The sequence below is a fragment of the Nostoc sp. genome (genome assembly GCF_036919815.1).
GTDB lineage: Bacteria > Cyanobacteriota > Cyanobacteriia > Cyanobacteriales > Nostocaceae > Nostoc.
Genome location: NZ_JBALCE010000113.1, coordinates 15,736 through 33,641 on the forward strand (window position 1 = coordinate 15,736; position 17,906 = coordinate 33,641).

The following is a 17,906-nucleotide window of genomic DNA, read 5'->3' on the forward strand; positions in this document are numbered from 1 at the left end:
ACAAGTGCCCAATGCCCAATTACAAAGGAGTTAGATAATCTATGACAGGGAAATTAGACGGAAAAGTAGCAATTATCACTGGCGCTTCAGCTGGAATTGGAGAAGCAACCGCGATCGCCTTAGCTTCAATTGGAGCAACAGTAGTACTCGCGGCTAGGCGTGGCGATCGCATTCAGGCATTAGCAGAACGCATCGAAGCTAGTGGTGGCAAGGCATTGCCCATTGTCACCGATGTGACTGATGAAATCCAGGTAAATAACTTGGTGGCAAAGGCAAATGCAGAATTGGGAAGAGTCGATATCCTTGTGAATAATGCTGGGATTGCCTTACTCGGCACCATTGAAGCTGGAAATAGCTCAGACTGGCGGCGATCGTTTGACCTCAATGTATTAGGACTGCTATATGCTACTCATGCTGTTTTGCCTTTGTTGAAGGCGCAAAAATCCGGGCATATAGTCAATATTTCCTCAGTGGCTGGCCGGACAGCGCGGGCGGGCATCGGTGTTTATAATGCTACTAAATGGGGTGTCAATGCCCTCTCCGAAGCATTACGCCAAGAAGTCTATAAGGACAATATCCGCGTCACCATTATCGAACCAGGTTTGGTGGATACGGAAATTGACAACCAAATTACCGATCCCGTTGCCAAACAACGGATCGAAGAACGACGCAAGTCAATTCAACCTCTACAAAGCGAAGACATTGCTGCTGCGATCGTTTACGCTCTGACTCAACCGCCGCACGTTAATGTCAATGAAATTCTCATCCGGCCAACGGGGCAAGAACTTTAAAATAATTCGTAATTCGTAATTCGTAATTCGGAATTACGAATTAAGTTTTGTAAGGGGGATTTAGACTCTGCCTAACATACTTGCCGCTTGATATTTGCTCTTTACTTAAACCTACGGAACTCGTTAAAGTAAGAGTGAAATTACTGAAGATTTACAGAAAAGGAAATAATTTTACATTATGTCACTCAGTCGTAGCGACCTCGAAGCCGGAAATGACCAGACCAGACTATTAGAAGCATCACACTCTGGAATAAAGTTAACTCTGCTGAGTGAAGATGAATTACAGCGATCGCTTGATGAAACACTACAACAACAACCACCAAATTGTGATATCTGGATATTTGCCTACGGTTCGCTAATTTGGAATCCCTTAATCACATACGTCGAGCGCCGTGCTGGGATCATTTATGGTTGGCATCGCCGCTTCTGTACATGGGCGATCCTGGCTCGTGGGACTCTAGAGAATCCCGGGTTACTTTTAGGACTTGATCGGGGTGGTAGTTGTCGTGGTATTATTTATCGAATTGCTGCTGCCGATGTCGCATCGGAATTATTGCTGCTTTGGCGACGGGAGATGTTGCCCAGTATCTACATTGCTCGTTGGGTAAGGGTGTTTGATGGTACGCAGGAATTCCTAGCGATCGCCTTTGTTGCCAATCGGCAACATCCCAGGTACGCTGATCAGATATCATTAACAACCACTGTTAATAGTATTGCCACCGCATCGGGAAAATTGGGTTCCTGTGCTGATTATCTCATGAAAACTGTCGATGGATTAATCGCAGAAGGAATTAAAGATAGACAATTACTCTTGTTACGCAAACAAGTGCTAGCAAAACAACAAGCCCTTTTAGTTAGTGATGACAAAGAACAATGCTAACAGAAAGCGGTATTGACAACTGCGAGGGGAGTGATACTGATACCGCGCACAAAAATATCTACGCAGGTTTCGATATAGTCCTCACAGCTATAGCTGCCTTGATTGAATTTTGCACTGCGGCATAGCATTCCAGCTAACAGCATTCCTGTAAACATATCGACTGCTGGAAATGGATCAAAGTCTGTTCTGACGGTGCCTCGTCTCTGACTCGATTGCAGGTAAGCTACCAGTTTTTCTCCTAAGGGCTTGGCAGCTTCTTGAATCACTTGTTTGGCTTCCTGTGGATGACGTTTAGCTTCTCCAATGAAGGTACGAATTAAATCTTCCTGTGCCTCTAGCATAGTATTATAAAGATGGGCATAATGTCTTAAATCAATTTTTAGATCCTGCGTCCACGCTTCGGGATGTGCAAGGGCTTCTGTCTGGAGTGCAAAGGCATTTTCGATTACTGCTCCTAGAAGTTGTTCTTTGCTAGCAAAGTGGCGAAATAAAGTCACCTCATTCACACCAGCAACACGAGCTATTTCACGGGTAGTTGCTCCTTGAACACCTAAACTGGCAAATACCTGTGAGGCGGCTTCTATCAAACGTGTACGGGTGAGAGTTGATGAACGGATGGTTTTATTCATTTATGCTGGCAAGTACTTACTTACATCATAGGTTATGTAGAAAAAGTGGTCATAACTTGGGCAAAAACAATCTTGATACCAGCATTTTTAAAGTTATTGAAAATCTTTACTATCTCAAATTTATTTTGGTGCGGTAGCTAATGTTTTACTCATTTGAATAACTGGGACAACTACCCCACTTCTTAAATAATGAGGTGTTCTTTGGATGGCAGTAAATCCCAGTCGTAAATAAAACCCTTCAGCATAAAGGCTAGCAGTTGTAATTACCTTATCTATACCTTGCTCAGTTGCCTGATCACAAAAATGTTGAACTAAAGCACGGCCAATTCCTTTACCTTGATATTTAGGATGGACATACAGCCCCATGAGTTCATCAACAATAAAACTAGCAAAACCTATAATAAAATCTCCCTCGATCGCAACCCAGAAACTTTCTACTTTCATACTCTTCAAGATATTTGAACCATTAGGTTTGTCGCGGTAATTACGCCAAGCTAAAAGTTCTTTTTGGGTGTAGAAAGTTGCAGGCAGAGCTTTGATAGCAGCAATATGAATTGCACTCAGCACCCACGCATCTGTTTCTTGGGCAGATCGAAAAGATATTTCGTTAGCGCTCATAGGTTCAGGGCTAGTATTCAGAATTATATACCTGTTTACTTTTTGGTATGTTATGAAAAATTTTAGTTGCGTAGGTGTAGCCTGCACTTCGACCCTTCTCTACGAGACGCTGCGCGTAGCTTACTTCCACGTTCGTGGAGCGTCTCGTAGAGAAGTGGTACGGCGCAGGCTCAGGGCAGGCAAGCTACCTCGACTGCGCTCGGCACAAGTCAGTGACCATCGTAGACATCGCAACATATCAACTAGACTAATTCTCAATTGCTTTACTAGTATTATCAGTTTGCAATTGAGTCACAACTCGCTGGACAATCTGCCGTCTGATTTCCTGAACATTTTGACTCGCAGCTGTAACGCGAGCGAGTACAGGCGCAGGGGCAGTTTGGGGAGAACCACTGTTAAAGGGTGGTTGGGGATTATATTCAATCCCTAGTTGAATTGCTTGGGCTATCGCATCCCCAAATAACTCAGCAGCTAGAGCCAGCCCAAAATCAATGCCAGCTGTCACACCGCCGCCTGTAATTCGATTGCGATCAATGACAACCCTTTCGGTAACTGTCTCAACTCCCAACATCTCAAGTAAATCTAACGATAGCCAGTGAGTAGTGGCGCGATAGCCCTGAAGTAAACCGGCCGCCGCCAGCAGCAGAGAACCAGTGCAGACAGCTGTAACGTAGCGGGCTTGTTTCCCTTGGGTTTTGAGAAAGTCGAGAAACTTTTCATCTTCCATTTTGGCATTGATGCCTGGGCCTCCTGGTACAAATAATACATCTAAGGCTGGGGCTTGAGTAAAGGTTGTGTCCGGTAGAAAAGTAAGGCCGCGATCGCTCCGAATTGGTTCGAGTGTTTGGGCTAGCAGATATAACTGCGCGTTCGGCAATTTGGCAAAAACTTCGTAGGGCCCGGTGAAATCTAACTGCGTCACATTTGGGAACAATACTATCCCAATCGATAGAGAAGAAACTTGTTCTTTTACAGTCATTATTTATGTCCTTGTTAAAAATACAGAAGATGCCGATCCTTACAGCAGTTTTTATGTATTTGAATCACATCTCTCAAAGGGGCACAGACAAAGCACATACGTGTCAACTTAAGAAAAAATCTGCTTTGAGAAGACGTTTTGCCCTCATCCCCTAACCCCGAATCCCAAGTTGGGAGAAGGGAAACTAGAGAATTTGCTCCCCTCTCCCAAAATTGGTCGAGGGGCTGGGGGTGAGGGTTAAACCTTGAAAGCTTGCCAAGCCTAACTTCTACGTTAAGTTGACACCAATGAGCATTGCTGTGCCCCTATCGCGTCGTCTATTTACCTGAAAATAGCTTTAAGATAGCTTAGGCAAAATTATAATGTATCTAGTTATACTATTTACCGAAAATCTTGATCCAATTGCTCACCCAATCTGCTCAATAGGATAACTCCGAAAATAAAACTCCTGTAAGTCTATCGACAAAACGGACAATAAGTTTTAAACTACGGTAAGTCAATCGGTAAACTGTGTATTGTAGCTAAAGCAATAAAATAACCAACTTCAAAAGAAAAATTTTGAAGTAATCAAGCAATATCGTTTGATATTTAGCTAATTTTGCCGTGTTTACTTGAATATCTTCTCAAAGCTTGCTCCCTGAGAGTATTTACCAAGCTGGAAGACATGAGAAAGTCAAAAGGAGTGAATGTGATCAACGCCATACAGATAAACGAAAATTTGACAACCACAGGACAAGTCATACCAAAACAGCTTGAGCAAGCTATCCAAGAAGGTTTTAAGTCCGTTCTCAATCTGCGATCGCCTGATGAACTAGGATTTTCTCAGGATGAGGAAAAAGTAGCCCAAGCATTGGGGCTGTATTATACAAATGTTCCAATGAAAATAGATTTAAAAAATTTGAATGAAGACCTAATTACCAAAATCCTCACGATACTAGAACAAATCCCGAAACCAGCAGTTGTGCATTGTGCAGCCGGGATGCGATCAACTGGAATTGCGCTGTTAAGTATCGCTATCCAGGAAGGATTAACACCAGAGGAAACCTTAGTAAGAGCGAGGAATCTGGGTTTTGGATTCTTTGAACACGTTGGCGTTAGTCCCCGGTTGAAGCAATTGTTTGTGGACTACGTTAACAAACACGCGAAAGTAGCTGTACATACTCGCTGAAAGCTGAAAAGAATGATTTTTAGGTAGGGGCAATTCATGTAGCTTTAGCTGACCGCAGGGTATTGCCCCAGAGGGCGTGTAGTTTTGTGTAAGTCCTAAGATGTTTCGCTCGACTAAGCTAAACCACATCTAGTTTGCATAATCTGAAATTGTACATTTCTTGTGGGGTGGGCGTCTCGCCCGCCCAATATATGCAAGTTAAATGTGGAACAACTTAAACATGACAATTACAGCTGAAATATCGCATTCACTATTTTAGATTTGACGATGTGCAATTCCTCAAAATACTTAAAGCAACTGCCTCCGCCACCTTAATACCATCGATACCAGCCGAAAGGATTCCCCCCGCGTATCCCGCGCCTTCACCAGCTGGATAAAGACCGACTGTATTTAAACTCTGATAATCCTCTTGGCGTTTAATCCGAATCGGTGATGACGTGCGGGTTTCCACCCCAGTCAACACAGCATCATCCATCGCAAATCCTTTAATTTGTTTGTCAAAAGCCGGAAGTGCTTCACGGATGGCAGCGATCGCATAATCTGGTAAACTCTCGCTCAAATCACCCAAATGTACCCCAGGTGTATAAGACGGCTTAACAGTGCCTAACGCTGTAGAGGGGCGATGGTTGAGAAAGTCACCCACTAATTGCCCTGGAGCTTCATAAGTCCCACCGCCCAACTCAAAAGCCCGTTCTTCTAAGTGCCGTTGCAAGTCAATTCCCGCTAAAGCATTTCCCGGATAATCTTCGGGTGTGATGCCAACAACGATCGCACTATTAGCATTGCGCTCATTGCGAGAGTATTGGCTCATCCCATTGGTGACAAGTCGCCCCGGCTCTGATGCGGCTGCAACCACCAAGCCCCCCGGACACATACAGAAACTATAGACGGAGCGACCATTTTGGCAATGGTGAACCAGTTTGTAATCGGCAGCACCTAAAAGCTTATGACCAGCTTGATTGCCGAAACGACATTGGTCAATCAGCGACTGGGGATGTTCCACCCGAAAGCCGATGGAAAAAGGTTTAGGCTCGATGTAAACCCCGCGATCAAATAGCATTTGGAAGGTATCACGGGCGCTATGACCGACTGCCAGAATCACATAATCGCTGGCGATATATTCCCCACTGGCGAGGGTGACTCCCCGCACCTGTCCATTTTCGATGTTGATATCTTCCACCCGACTTTCAAAGCGAATTTCGCCACCGAGGGATTCGATTTGGGCGCGGATACTTTGGACGATTCCGACCAGTTTAAATGTGCCGATATGCGGTTTATTAATGTAGAGAATTTCTGGTGAGGCTCCCGCATTGACGAGTTCGGTTAACACCTTGCGTCCATAATGCTGAGGATCTTTGACTTGACTGTAAAGTTTGCCATCGGAGAATGTACCCGCCCCACCTTCACCAAACTGGGCATTGGATTCTGGATTGAAGTCTGATTTTTTCTTCCAAAAGCCAAAAGTATCAACAGTGCGATCGCGGACTTTTTTGCCACGTTCTAAAATGATCGGACAAAAGCCCATTTGCGCCAGCATCAAACCCGCAAACAAGCCACAAGGCCCAGTACCAATCACGATGGGGCGAATCGCCAAATTGCTGCTAGCTTGTGCCACTGGGCGATAACTCATGTCTGGCGTGGCAATCACATGAGGATCTTTTTTCAGGCGCTTGAGTAGATGAGTTTCCTGAGCCGTTTCTACATCCAGAATATAAACAAGGTTAATCTCTCCTTTCTTACGGGCATCGTAGCTACGCTTGAAGATGGAATAGCTGATCAAATCTTCGTCTGTGATTTGCAGCTTTTTGAGGATGGCAGTTTTTATCTCATCTTCAGGATGATCAAGCGGGAGCTTTACTTCAGTTAGTCGTAACATAGCGAGGAGAAATGCATACTGTCTATCAAAATATTAACAACAGAGGCAGAAGGCAGGACGAATACTGCCTTCTGCCGAAACCTTACCAAGTAGCAAAAATTACCTCAAAGAAACAAGAAAAGTTTATAAAGCTTACACAAAACTACACGCGGTAAGGGCAATTCATGTAGCTTTAGCTGACCGCAGGGTATTGCCCCTACCCAAAAATAAGGGTTTCGGCTATTGTTTGCGTAAGTCCTGGCTTACTTGAAATCAATATCTGTTAAGGTGTAGTTCCAGTGTATTGAGCAACTTGGGCACGTCCTTTTGAGAAACCTGACGTGTACCCGTCTCGACTGCATCAACCCAGGAAACGCTTTTCCCCATCGTTGTAGCGAAAAATGCTCTAGACCAGCCTTTTGCTTTTCTCCCTTCTCTGATGACATTACCTGATAGAGGCTGGATATTGTTTGCACTTAGCTGATTCGAGTCCACGGTCAAGCGTTCCTGTACTTCTGCTGGTAAATGAAAACGCCATGTAGAATTGAGTATTTGATTCCAGTAACCTATAGGTCTTTTAGCGCTTGTGCTGCTTGTTAACCAAGCTGGGCCTGTTTCCAGTTCTGCTTGCCATCCGGCTTCTTTGACAACTTTCAAGTCAGTTTCCAAATCATCAGCCATTTGCCGTCTAAGCTGTCTGTCTTGCTCTGCTGTTGACACTTTGTCTGCACCGTAGGCAATCTCCATCAGAGTCTTGCCCATTACACAATCCTGGAATTCCGGTTGGATTTGGAAGGTTAGCCAAACTAGCATTCTAGCCGCGCCAGCATTTTGTTTACCAATACTAAATAGTTTCTGTACGGTTTTCTTGGTAATAATTCCAGTGTGGTAGTGGTATTTAGATTTGTTGAGGAAGTATTTTGTCCATACTCCAGCTTGACCTATCACTTTTAAACCCACTAGCTTGTTATTGCCAGCTTTATCTGTTTCAAAATCTCGTATTATGCTGATGTCCCAAATCTTTAAATCAGCAACAGTAAAAGCTCCTACTTTCTCCTGTTTAGGCCATGCAATACAAGCTAGTACCTGAGCAGGTTGACGTAACAAGTCATATAAAATACTCAATTTTTCATGCTTGCATAAGTCCCTGCGTTTAACAAGCCCTGTGTATTCAAGTAGTTGCTTATCATCAATTACAAAATTGCCTGACCAAGGTTTATCTAGACTAGTTACTAAAGCACAGTAAATCAGGTGAATAGCACACGCCCTTGGATCAAATTGGTCTATAACAACTAAAGCTGCCTCTTCTGCCAGAGTTTCTGCTTGTGGAGTTTCGGGATTATCTGTTACATAATAAAAGATTTTTCCTTTTCCAGTTTCAGCTTCTTTTTCGTAACTAAAAGTATTATTTACTTGATTCCATGACAAATTCATTTTTTGAGATAAGACTTCAGCAACTCCAGACAAAACTAGCGACAAAGCAGCAACATTAGTCTTACTATCAGGAAATAAAGAAGCTTTTTTGAATTGCCGAGGTTTTGCTGAATACTGGTAATTTAATAATAAATTTTGCTCATCTTTATTAACTCTGTCTTGAAGAGGAATTTGCTTTGATAATTGAGGATTTGAGTCTTCCAGAGATTCTTCATCAAGAGGAACATTAGTTTCCTTTGAGTTTGGATTACGGGAAATGGTAATTCCAATTATCTGGTGAAATAGATGCAGAACTTTACTATATAATATTTTTGCTAATTTCATTTTTCTATAAATCCCCTGCTCACGTAGATAATTTACAATGATGAAATAAAGCTGAGTTTCTTCTACTTCACCTTGCTAGAATATAACTCTCAGCCCCTTTGAGTCTACATGAATTGCCCCTATACAAAATCAAGGCTTTCACTGCCTTTTTGCGTAAGTCCTAACAGAATTTGTATTAGGAACATTATTAAGTTTAAATATGAAAAAAGTTTTTATTAAAAAATAGAATGACGGTTAAACGCCATCTATTTATAATATGTACAAAAATTAATTTGTCGGAACAGTACCTTCACCCAAACCCCTTAAGTCTCGCCCTGTGGGACTGTTATTATATCCTTGAAAGTCCCGGTATTGTTGTGCCTCCTCCTGTGGAACCCGAATGCCCTCTTGTGGCGCTGTTACCCAGATAGGGCGACGTTGAGCATCTCGATAGTAAACACGCCCATTCTTAGAAAGGTAGTATTTCCCCTGCGCTCCTGTTCCTTGGGCATTCTTTCGCTGATTGTAGAGGTAGTAAAGTCCAGCGGCTCCTGCCAAAATTGCCACTTTCTGCCCTGTACTCAATCCCCTCCTAGCTTGGGGTTGATTTACGGGGGCGCGATTATTTAAATTTCTACCAATACTATCGTCAATTGGAGGTGGCGCAGCATTTTGGGAACCTCCGCCGCAGCTATTAAGCAGCGGGACTGTTAGCAATATTGAAAGAAATACTGTTGTTGTCAGCGAAGCTAATCTATTTGTCTTGATCATACATTTTCTTTTCCTGCTAATTTAGCTGACGTGGTATAAGAGTCTACAGTTCTATACAATGGTCAAGTAAAAAGCCGAGTTTTACTTGACCGAAAGTTCAAATACACTGTATTCGCCACTATACTTTAGTTAGCTTAAAGTCTGTGATTCTTCTCTGCCTAAAATTTGTTTTTTAAGCAAGCGAGTTTCTGCTGTAAATTCTTGCCGAGTGGAATCTTTGAGCAAATAGCGGGAAGTAAACCAAATTGTGTAACAAAGTCCAATTAATTGGAGAAATGGAGAAACTAGTGGAATATCATTTATTGCGTTGAGTACCGCTAGAAAAATTCTTAGTGCCGTAACCGTTATCACAAGCAAAGCAAAGCTGATAATCAGTAGTTTGTATTCTTGGTAGAATCTACCTATGTATTCAGGTATTTTTGCCAAAAATAGAGAAATCTGTCTACCATTTTTTTGCCATTGTTCTTCATTTTCCGAGGCGGATGGTAACATTGCCAGGTTTCCAGACTCTGAACCTTTAAGTGCTTCTATCTGGTTTTGGGAGGCAGCATCGACATACTGCTGTTGCTGTAATTCTGTATCCATAATTATCTCCTGATTTTCTGCAATGAGAGCAGTTTTAAAGTTTACACTTAGCCACAATTTATCAACTTATGCAGCGCTTGTTCTGCATCCCGATGATGAGTAAATACGCCTATATCACGCTGATGTACACTTAAGTCCATTATTTATCCTTATTGCTCCTTAGCAGCACAGGTAAATATTGGTTTGCGAATTTATTAGGACTTTAATAATATTTAGGCATTTTTAGATTTACTTATCATCAATCTTTTGGAATAAATTCTGTCTTCAATAAGGGTGATAGAGCAAGCATTACAACTTAAGGCAATAAATTTTTAAGAATGTGAGGATATTTGATTTAAGTGTAAGGTATTAATAAACATATTAAACTAGCTAGGTTTGATGGTATGTATCGATTTAGCTAAATTTAGACTTGAAATCTACTGCTAGTAAGTAGTCACACAAATGCTAGAAACTAGTCACAAAAGTTATAAAAATTTAGTTCTAATCAATCTCATTCAGAGTAATACATCAATACTGAAATCGTTATTCTATCTCATACTTTTGGGTTATAAAAATATATTTAATTACTTCAATTGATGAAATATCAACATGATTGAAGTCAATCCTTGGAGAGAAGATTTACATAAACTAAATTGTGTAATTTATAAAAAAGACACAGCAAGATTTTAAGGAATCAAATAATGCCACTACAGAAAATAAGTGAATTTGATACAGACTACCGTAATACTCTTGAAGGTAACGACATCAAAGGAATGGGTGTGTATGTTCAAGGAACTGATGAGAAGATTGGTACAGTAAATGATGCTGTAGTAGACGATCAAGGAGCATTCCGCTATTTAATTGTTGACATCGGCTTTTGGATTTTTGGCAAGAAAGTCTTGCTACCAGTAGGAAAATCGCGTATTGACTCTACAGCAAACCGTGTATATGTCGTTGGTATAACAAGAGAGCAAGCGGAAAATTTACCTGAATATCAAGAGCATACAACACTTGACTACGACTATGAAGAACAGGTGCGTGGAGGATATCGTACACCGTCTGTAGAAAGTTCAGCTGCGCTAGGATCGACAGTTGGCCGCACTACTCCCAGTCCTGACAGCTACACCTACGCAGACGACGCGGATTTGTATGATGTCAGCGCTCACGAAGACCAAACCTTCAAACTTTACCAAGAAAGGCTAGTTGCTAATAAACAGCGCCGAAAAAGCGGAGAAGTAGCAATTAGTAAGCGTGTTGAAAGCGAAACTGCAAGAGTTACTGTTCCGGTGGAAAAAGAGCGAGTCATGATTGAGCGAGTGACTTCTCAAGACACAGGCAAAGTTGTGTCTGCTGATGCGACTGACTTTGGCGAGGGCGAGGTAGCGCATATAGACCTCTATGAAGAAGTTGCAGACATCCATAAGGAAGCTTTTTTGCGAGAAGAAGTCAAAGTGCAGAAAGTTGTAGACAAAGAAACCGTTGAAGCTGAAGAAACCATTCGACGCGAAGAATTAAATGTTGACGCTGATGGAACTCGAATAGAGAATAAAACTGACCGGCGTTAACCTACTTAAACTACAAAGGTGATTGCATTTGAGTTAGTAGGAGTGCGTTTTTTACCTACTTAGGACTTACGCAAAAGTACACGCCGTAGGGGCAATTCATGTAGACGCGGAGCGGCTTCCCGCAGGGTATTGCCCCTACATATTAGATAAAATGTGAGTCACTATCTTTTATATTCTAACCTCCTGCCTCCTTCACACAAGACTAACAGCCGCCTCTAACATTCGTATTGTCCCAAGTTCAGCATTTATTTCCACTTCCACACCGATTGGCAAGGTAAATTTATCCTTAATATGACCAATCATTGAACCATACCAAACAGGAATACCTAAAGGAAGTATGTGATCTTGCAATACTTGCATTAAGGTAAATGATGGTTCATCCCCAAGACTACAATTAGTGCATTGCCCAAAGATAAAACCCGCAATTTGATTAAGTATTCCAGCAGTTTTTAACTGCGTCAGCATCCTATCTATACGGTAAACATCCTCGCCAATTTCTTCCACAAACAGAATGCTTTTGTTCCAGGAAGGTAGATAAGGTGAACCTACCATCGCTGATAGCACTGATAAGTTTCCACCCACAAGTTTACCCCTCGCCTTTCCCGGTGCGATCGCCTCCACTCGCACTTCGCTAGGGTTGAGATTTTGCATCGTCACCGCTTCACCATTAAATAGGAGGCGTTTGAAGTAATCCACTGTAAACTGATTCCAAGTAGACGTGGCAACTGGTCCATGAAAAGTAATCAAATGACTACGGGCATTAATTGCCAACAACAGCGTCGTAATATCGCTGTAACCGATGAGAATTTTCGGATGGGAGCGGATCAGCGAGTAGTTAAGTAAGGGTAAAATGCGATTACAACCCCAACCACCGCGCATGGGGATAATTGCTTTTATGGAGCGATCGCTAAACATTGAGTTTAGATCATCAGCGCGATCGGCATCTTTACCCGCTAAATAGCCGTAACGATCTAAAATATGCGCCCCCAGCTTGACTTTTAACCCTAATTGTGTGATTGATTTTCGCGCTGCTTCGATGTCTTTGGTGTCAACAATACCCGCAGGGGCGATTAATCCTACAGTATCGCCCACTTGTAGGCGGGGCGGCTTGCGGATGGTGTTTGGAAATGGCTTACCTTGGGCGGTAAATCCTGGTATCTGGGTGGCTAAGGTAGCTAGTCCAGAGGTTCGGAGAAATTGCCGACGCTTAATAGTCATAATTCATCAGAAACATCCCCAAAACTAAGACTTTCATATATTTGAACCACATCTGTCGTAGGGGCACAGCAATGCTCATGCGTGTCAACTTCAGGTAGAAGCCCTTATCCCCTAACCCCTTCTCCCATATTGGGAGAAGGGGAACTGGAGAATTTGCTCCCCTCTCCCAAGATGGGAGAGGGGCTGGGGGTGAGGGCAAAACTCATACAGTCAGCAGATTTTAGCTTAAGTTGACACCAATGAGCTTTTTCTGTGCCCCTACCACGTGGCCTATTTACCTGAAAATAGCTGTAAGATTCACATTCTCACCTTAACGCGCCCATATTTTATCATGGAGATCAGAACCTTATTGAGGCATTGAGGATGATGAAGCTGAAAAGCAAACCCAAATCAGCATTTGTTCAATCTTTTAGCGGCATGACGCTAAGTATCATAACTGTAATCGGTCTATCATCATTAGTGTTAGCGGTTCCGGCAAAAGTTTCTTTGCAACCACAAAAACTAGCACAGTCTTCAGACACAGATACACCAGAGCGATCGCAACTCCTGCAACAAGCAAATGCTTTATACAATCAGGGAGACTTGACAGGTGCAGAGGGAAATTTACGCAAATTCATTAAAAAATCCCCAGAAGACGCCTTCGCACACTTTCAACTGGGAAACGTGCTTTTTCGGCAAAAGAAAGCAGAAGAAGCAATTAGCTCTTATCGAGAAGCGATTCGCCTCCAGCCAAAATACGCTCTAGCTTACAATGCGATCGGTATTGTTTATGCTAGCCAAAGTCGCTGGGAAGAAGCTATTACTGAATATCAAAAAGCTTTAGAAATTAATCCTAATTATGGCGAAGCCCTGACTAATTTTGCACTGGGATTGTGGCAAACAAATAAACGAGACGAGGCTTTATCTTCTTTACAGAAAGCTTTAAATATTTTCAAAGCACAGAATAGAGATGAAAAAGTTAACCAAGTCGAACGAATCATGCGAGAGATCAAAACTGCTGATGAGCCTGGTGTTTCATGAAAATCATCTGATTCAGAATCCACCAAACAACGAATGGGCAAACAAAGCGGCTTGAGTGCGATCGCGTAAATTCAACCGACTCAAAATATTGGTAACATAATTCTTAACAGTATTTTCTGAAAGAAACAGCGATTCCGCAATTTCCCGATTATTCGCTCCACAAGCAATTAATCGCAATACATCTAATTCTCTGGGTGTAAGTTGCGCTAATTCTTTTCGGGGTTCCACAGACGGGACAGGTGCAGCAATCGGCATGAGTGCTTTCTCAAACAATCCCGGGCCGAGTAGAGTTTGTCCCTTATAGACGGAGCGAATTGCTAACATGAGTTCCTCTGGTTCGGTGTCTTTGAGCAAATAGCCCTTTGCACCCAGCCGCATCGCCTGGGAAACATACTCATCATCATCGAAGGTGGTGAGGACGAGAACCTTAATCTCAGGATAATCTTGAGCGATCGCCTTTGTTGCCGCAACTCCATCCATAACGGGCATCCTGATATCCATTAGCACAATATCGGGTTGTAGTGCGGCAATCACCTCCAGCGCCCGTTGCCCATTCTCCGCCTCACCGATTACCTGCATCTGGGCATTCGACTCAAGCATACTCTTAAGTCCCTGGCGAATCAGATGCTGATCGTCAACTAATAAAATCCGAATCATAATTAAAACACCAACAGCTTTGATAGTGGCAAAGAAACAGAAATACAACAACCTGTTCCTAATTGACTGTGGAGATTCAATTGAGCGCCCAGTGCAACCGCGCGTTCTCGCATCCCTTGTAGCCCAAACCCGGTTGTATTTTGAGTGGGATTAAACCCTTTTCCATTATCTTCGATTGACAGATGAATCATTCCAGCGTGAGCCAGCAGTCCCACGGTGACACTCGTCGCCTCTGCGTGTTTGCAAATATTTGTCAACGATTCTTGCACAATGCGGTAAAGCGCTGTGTTTACTTCTGTTGGTAAAGTCTGCGGTAGATCAATTTTACAGTCCGGTTCAATACCTGTGGTTTGCTGAAAATCTGTCAGCAGCTTTTCAATGGCTGATTTGAGAGATTGCCCTTGCAAAGGATTTGAACGCAAAACAGAAAGCGATCGCCGAATTTCTAGCAGCGCCTCAGCCCCCAGTTGCTTTGCCTGTTTGAGAAATGTTAATGCTTTGTCATTATTTGATTGCCAGAATAACAGTGTGTTATTAATCTGAATAGTTTGGGCAGCGAGAGTGTGTCCCAACCCATCATGAATTTCGCGGGCAATTCGGTTGCGTTCCTGCAAGGTTGCCTGATCTTCAATCCTTAGCGCATACTGGCACAGCTGTTGATTGATGATCTCTAATTGCTGATGGGCAATTTCTAACTGCTCTCGACTTTGGCGCTCTGCAAGCAGGGCATTAATTAATAATAAAGCGAATACTAACGTTAAGCCAAACAATAAGATATTACTTAATCGCCAATCCCAGGACATGGCAATCACCTTATCTCGCATAAAATTCTCAGGTGCAATCGGTTTTGACAAAAGCACTGTTGCATAAGAAAGCAGAGATAAACCCAAGACAATCAACTGTCCCAATTGCTTAAATATCAGACAACTCCGCATCACCAGTACTAGACACAGCAGGAAAACTGAGCGAGGAGATAAAATATGTTGAGTCGCTGGCAGCAAAATTAAAACGAATTCCAGGGCTGTATAAAGTAATTTTGTTTCCAGCTTCACAGTTGGAAGTCTCAAGCCGATTAAGCTGAAGGTGGCGATCGCAATAACTCTTAGCAGCAACCACCAGGACAACTGAAACGGTAGCATAACTTCCATGAATACTGCCGTGGCTAATAACAGCCACTCTAGGTAAAGCAACAGACGGAACGATGGGTAGGTAAAGCGAACCATAGAACTGTTCCAACTCAATGGCCTTTGTGACAAAATCATCGGTATTTTCATAATTTTATAGAGAAATATTAAACAACTTCTTATATAACGGATCTGTCTCTAGTAACGATAGAGCCGTTTCGACTGATTAACTATTTCTAAATTAGGAAAAAAGTCACAATAACTTGAGTACTTTTTTACTGGTAAGGTTAGGAATTCTAGCTCATGCACAAACCCATCCCAACTTTTAAGATTAGCTGGTGTAAGTAAATCAGCAACTTTTCAAACAGTCATAAAGCGAAATTGAGTCATAACTGTGGTATCACATACAACAAAAAAAGAGAAGCAAATGATTAAAAAACAGATAATTTTACCAACCCTTCTACTTGCAACTATCTTCATTGGAGGAATCACAGGTTGCACCAGTTCTAAGTCTCCAGATGTGTCTCAAGGGGGCGACTCTGGGACAAAGGTATCTGATACAACCAACTCTCCGGCATCGAATACGCCAGAACGCGCCCAGAAGCGTGAAGCAGTTCGCAAGCAAGTTGAGGCAGTTCTAACCCCAGATCAGGTAAAGCAATTGTCAGGGAAATTGCAACAAGGTGAAAAAATGCGTAAAGCAGTATTGAGCCTGAATCTTACGGCTGAACAAAAGACTAAAATTCAGGAGATTTTTAAGACTGCCTATCCCCACCGTTCAGGGCAATCTCAAAATAATTCCTAGTAGTTTGATCAAAACATAATTCAGGAGTCAGTCGTCACAAGCAAGCCATGAGTTATGTACGACTGGGGGTATTCAATTCCCCCACTGATTGTATTCTATATTCTGTATTCCTCAATAGTTAAAGTATGTTCAAACAAAAATTGCTGATCAAGATAGAACTCGCCGTTATAGCAGCAATCCTGACAGGAACTAGTTTCTACGCTTCTAAAGCTTTAGGAAAACCCCAAGCTACTCCCCAAAAACTTGTGGATCAGGTGTGGCAAATCCTTGATAAAAATTATGTTGATGTCAGCTTTAACCATCAAGATTGGAAAGCAATTCGCCAGCAATATATTAGTCGCTCCTATAGTTCCAAGAAACAGGCTTATGGGGCAATTCAAGAAATGGTGGCTAAATTAGGCGATCGCTACACAGTGTTTTTCGACCCCGATGAATACCAAGCCCTAAATAACGACCTTTCTGGCAACCTCAGTGGTGTCGGGCTGCAACTGGGAGAGAATGAGAAAACTAAAGCCTTAACCGTTATCGCCCCGATTCAAGGAACGCCTGCTTTTAAAGCGGGTATTTTGCCCGGCGATGTAATTATCCAGATTAACGGTCAAATAACTCAGGGAATGAAAATTGAGGATGCCGTTAAGCGGATTATTGGCCCGGTAGGAACTAAGGTAGTACTCACGATTCAACGGGGCAATAAATCGCAAACTTTCAAACTTACCCGCGCAAATATTGCGATTCATCCTGTAACTTACAATACGCGAACAACGGCAGCAGGTAAGATTGGTTACATTACTTTGCCAGAGTTTACCCAAACTGCCGCCGTAGAGATGCATCGGGCAATTCAAGCATTAGAAAAACAGCAGGTGCAGGGCTATGTTTTGGATCTGCGTTCCGATCCAGGTGGACTGCTGGATGCGAGTTTGCAAATTGCCAGTATGTGGTTGAAGCAAGGAGCGATCGTGTCTTTGGTAAATCGAGACAAAGTTAAAGATAGCTACAATGCGTCGGGACATCCTCTCACCGACAAACCCTTAGTCATACTGGTGGATAAAGGGTCTGCTAGCGCCAGCGAAATTCTGTCGGGAGCGCTACAAGATGACAATCGCGCCCGGTTAGTCGGGACTCGCACCTTCGGTAAAGGTTTAGTTCAATCCGTAGAGCCACTGGGGGATGGTTCGGCGCTGAAACTAACGATCGCCAAATACTACACACCAAAAGGTCGAGATATCAATCATGTCGGTATTGCACCAGATATTACTGTGGAATTAACTGAGGCACAACAGAAAGCATTAGTGCAAAATCGAACCTTAGGGACATTAGCTGATCCTCAGTATGCTAGGGCTGTTGCTGACCTGAATAAATTGATTCAGTCTGAGGCTAATCATTTAAGTTTACAGCGTGGGAAATAAGTCAGAACTTACGCAAATTTGTCTCAAAAACCTGATTTATCGTAGTGGTAATTCATGTAGCTTTAGCTTCCCCCAGGGTATTACCACTACTTCAGAACTTTTTTGCGTAAGTGCTGTAA

General features: G+C 42.7%; 17 protein-coding genes. 7 read left to right on the forward strand and 10 right to left on the reverse strand.

Annotation, left to right across the window (positions count from 1 at the left end; translation table 11 throughout):
* Positions 1-41: 41 nt before the first annotated feature.
* Together V7K15_RS25650 and V7K15_RS25655 are read left to right on the forward strand one after the other, a co-directional pair.
* On the forward strand, positions 42-791 hold the full coding sequence (locus V7K15_RS25650; protein WP_334910114.1) for an SDR family NAD(P)-dependent oxidoreductase: 750 nt from the start codon (positions 42-44) through the stop codon (positions 789-791).
* 178 nt (positions 792-969) lie between these two features.
* Positions 970-1,671 (forward strand): gamma-glutamylcyclotransferase, encoded by a 702-nt coding sequence (locus V7K15_RS25655; protein WP_334910116.1) that lies wholly within the window; start codon positions 970-972, stop codon positions 1,669-1,671.
* Here the strand turns inward: V7K15_RS25655 and V7K15_RS25660 are convergent.
* From V7K15_RS25660 to V7K15_RS25670, 3 genes are all read right to left on the reverse strand, one after another.
* Positions 1,668-2,300 carry a TetR/AcrR family transcriptional regulator gene (locus V7K15_RS25660; RefSeq protein ID WP_334910118.1) on the reverse strand — a complete coding sequence of 211 codons (633 nt, stop codon included), beginning with the start codon at positions 2,298-2,300 and terminating at the stop codon, positions 1,668-1,670. The genes V7K15_RS25655 and V7K15_RS25660 overlap by 4 nt on opposite strands.
* Positions 2,301-2,420: 120 nt before the next feature.
* Positions 2,421-2,918 (reverse strand): GNAT family N-acetyltransferase, encoded by a 498-nt coding sequence (locus tag V7K15_RS25665; RefSeq protein ID WP_334910120.1) that lies wholly within the window; start codon positions 2,916-2,918, stop codon positions 2,421-2,423.
* Between the two features lie 247 nt (positions 2,919-3,165).
* Positions 3,166-3,897, reverse strand: coding sequence for a DJ-1/PfpI family protein (locus V7K15_RS25670; protein WP_334910122.1), 732 nt, complete (start codon positions 3,895-3,897; stop codon positions 3,166-3,168).
* A 664-nt stretch (positions 3,898-4,561) separates the two neighbouring features.
* Between V7K15_RS25670 and V7K15_RS25675 the strand changes: the two genes are divergently transcribed.
* Entirely contained in the window at positions 4,562-5,065 is a 504-nt protein-coding gene (locus tag V7K15_RS25675; protein ID WP_442949717.1) for a beta-lactamase hydrolase domain-containing protein, read from the forward strand.
* A gap of 250 nt (positions 5,066-5,315) precedes the next feature.
* On the opposite strand, the gene V7K15_RS25680 is transcribed toward V7K15_RS25675, so the two are convergent.
* The 4 genes from V7K15_RS25680 to V7K15_RS25695 all read right to left on the reverse strand — a co-directional run bounded on the left by V7K15_RS25680 (position 5,316) and on the right by V7K15_RS25695 (position 10,013).
* Positions 5,316-6,941 carry an NAD(P)/FAD-dependent oxidoreductase gene (locus V7K15_RS25680; protein ID WP_334910124.1) on the reverse strand — a complete coding sequence of 542 codons (1,626 nt, stop codon included), beginning with the start codon at positions 6,939-6,941 and terminating at the stop codon, positions 5,316-5,318.
* Between the two features lie 252 nt (positions 6,942-7,193).
* Complete coding sequence (locus V7K15_RS25685) at positions 7,194-8,678, reverse strand: helix-turn-helix domain-containing protein (protein WP_334910126.1); 1,485 nt, start codon at positions 8,676-8,678, stop codon at positions 7,194-7,196.
* A gap of 267 nt (positions 8,679-8,945) precedes the next feature.
* Positions 8,946-9,428: a hypothetical protein gene (locus tag V7K15_RS25690; protein ID WP_334910129.1), complete on the reverse strand. Its 483-nt coding sequence runs from the start codon at positions 9,426-9,428 to the stop codon at positions 8,946-8,948.
* A gap of 129 nt (positions 9,429-9,557) precedes the next feature.
* Positions 9,558-10,013: a CAAD domain-containing protein gene (locus tag V7K15_RS25695; RefSeq protein ID WP_334910131.1), complete on the reverse strand. Its 456-nt coding sequence runs from the start codon at positions 10,011-10,013 to the stop codon at positions 9,558-9,560.
* Between the two features lie 680 nt (positions 10,014-10,693).
* Here V7K15_RS25695 and V7K15_RS25700 point away from each other — a divergent pair.
* A complete protein-coding gene (locus tag V7K15_RS25700; RefSeq protein ID WP_334910133.1) occupies positions 10,694-11,557 on the forward strand; it encodes a DUF2382 domain-containing protein in 864 nt (287 codons plus the stop codon).
* A 192-nt stretch (positions 11,558-11,749) separates the two neighbouring features.
* Here V7K15_RS25700 and V7K15_RS25705 read toward each other — a convergent pair whose 3' ends face one another.
* Positions 11,750-12,775 (reverse strand): S66 peptidase family protein, encoded by a 1,026-nt coding sequence (locus V7K15_RS25705; protein WP_334910135.1) that lies wholly within the window; start codon positions 12,773-12,775, stop codon positions 11,750-11,752.
* A 366-nt stretch (positions 12,776-13,141) separates the two neighbouring features.
* On the opposite strand from V7K15_RS25705, the gene V7K15_RS25710 reads away from it, so the two are divergent.
* Complete coding sequence (locus tag V7K15_RS25710; RefSeq protein ID WP_334910178.1) at positions 13,142-13,795, forward strand: tetratricopeptide repeat protein; 654 nt, start codon at positions 13,142-13,144, stop codon at positions 13,793-13,795.
* 12 nt (positions 13,796-13,807) lie between these two features.
* On the opposite strand, the gene V7K15_RS25715 is transcribed toward V7K15_RS25710, so the two are convergent.
* Together V7K15_RS25715 and V7K15_RS25720 are read right to left on the reverse strand one after the other, a co-directional pair.
* Positions 13,808-14,452: a response regulator transcription factor gene (locus V7K15_RS25715; protein WP_334910137.1), complete on the reverse strand. Its 645-nt coding sequence runs from the start codon at positions 14,450-14,452 to the stop codon at positions 13,808-13,810.
* A gap of 2 nt (positions 14,453-14,454) precedes the next feature.
* Positions 14,455-15,675: a sensor histidine kinase gene (locus V7K15_RS25720; protein WP_334910139.1), complete on the reverse strand. Its 1,221-nt coding sequence runs from the start codon at positions 15,673-15,675 to the stop codon at positions 14,455-14,457.
* Positions 15,676-16,003: 328 nt separating this feature from the next.
* Between V7K15_RS25720 and V7K15_RS25725 the strand changes: the two genes are divergently transcribed.
* Together V7K15_RS25725 and V7K15_RS25730 are read left to right on the forward strand one after the other, a co-directional pair.
* Positions 16,004-16,381 (forward strand): hypothetical protein, encoded by a 378-nt coding sequence (locus V7K15_RS25725; RefSeq protein ID WP_334910140.1) that lies wholly within the window; start codon positions 16,004-16,006, stop codon positions 16,379-16,381.
* Between the two features lie 125 nt (positions 16,382-16,506).
* Complete coding sequence (locus V7K15_RS25730) at positions 16,507-17,787, forward strand: S41 family peptidase (protein WP_334910142.1); 1,281 nt, start codon at positions 16,507-16,509, stop codon at positions 17,785-17,787.
* Positions 17,788-17,906 lie beyond the last annotated feature (119 nt).

What these genes read in the sequence shown, in the direction of transcription:
- V7K15_RS25650 (WP_334910114.1), top strand. Translation starts at nt 42, where the DNA reads ATGACAGGGAAATTAGACGGAAAAGTAGCAATTATCACTGGCGCTTCA.
- V7K15_RS25655 (WP_334910116.1), top strand. Translation starts at nt 970, where the DNA reads ATGTCACTCAGTCGTAGCGACCTCGAAGCCGGAAATGACCAGACCAGA.
- V7K15_RS25660 (WP_334910118.1), bottom strand. Translation starts at nt 2,300, where the DNA reads ATGAATAAAACCATCCGTTCATCAACTCTCACCCGTACACGTTTGATA.
- V7K15_RS25665 (WP_334910120.1), bottom strand. Translation starts at nt 2,918, where the DNA reads ATGAGCGCTAACGAAATATCTTTTCGATCTGCCCAAGAAACAGATGCG.
- V7K15_RS25670 (WP_334910122.1), bottom strand. Translation starts at nt 3,897, where the DNA reads ATGACTGTAAAAGAACAAGTTTCTTCTCTATCGATTGGGATAGTATTG.
- V7K15_RS25675 (WP_442949717.1), top strand. Translation starts at nt 4,562, where the DNA reads ATGAGAAAGTCAAAAGGAGTGAATGTGATCAACGCCATACAGATAAAC.
- V7K15_RS25680 (WP_334910124.1), bottom strand. Translation starts at nt 6,941, where the DNA reads ATGTTACGACTAACTGAAGTAAAGCTCCCGCTTGATCATCCTGAAGAT.
- V7K15_RS25685 (WP_334910126.1), bottom strand. Translation starts at nt 8,678, where the DNA reads ATGAAATTAGCAAAAATATTATATAGTAAAGTTCTGCATCTATTTCAC.
- V7K15_RS25690 (WP_334910129.1), bottom strand. Translation starts at nt 9,428, where the DNA reads ATGATCAAGACAAATAGATTAGCTTCGCTGACAACAACAGTATTTCTT.
- V7K15_RS25695 (WP_334910131.1), bottom strand. Translation starts at nt 10,013, where the DNA reads ATGGATACAGAATTACAGCAACAGCAGTATGTCGATGCTGCCTCCCAA.
- V7K15_RS25700 (WP_334910133.1), top strand. Translation starts at nt 10,694, where the DNA reads ATGCCACTACAGAAAATAAGTGAATTTGATACAGACTACCGTAATACT.
- V7K15_RS25705 (WP_334910135.1), bottom strand. Translation starts at nt 12,775, where the DNA reads ATGACTATTAAGCGTCGGCAATTTCTCCGAACCTCTGGACTAGCTACC.
- V7K15_RS25710 (WP_334910178.1), top strand. Translation starts at nt 13,142, where the DNA reads ATGAAGCTGAAAAGCAAACCCAAATCAGCATTTGTTCAATCTTTTAGC.
- V7K15_RS25715 (WP_334910137.1), bottom strand. Translation starts at nt 14,452, where the DNA reads ATGATTCGGATTTTATTAGTTGACGATCAGCATCTGATTCGCCAGGGA.
- V7K15_RS25720 (WP_334910139.1), bottom strand. Translation starts at nt 15,675, where the DNA reads ATGGTTCGCTTTACCTACCCATCGTTCCGTCTGTTGCTTTACCTAGAG.
- V7K15_RS25725 (WP_334910140.1), top strand. Translation starts at nt 16,004, where the DNA reads ATGATTAAAAAACAGATAATTTTACCAACCCTTCTACTTGCAACTATC.
- V7K15_RS25730 (WP_334910142.1), top strand. Translation starts at nt 16,507, where the DNA reads ATGTTCAAACAAAAATTGCTGATCAAGATAGAACTCGCCGTTATAGCA.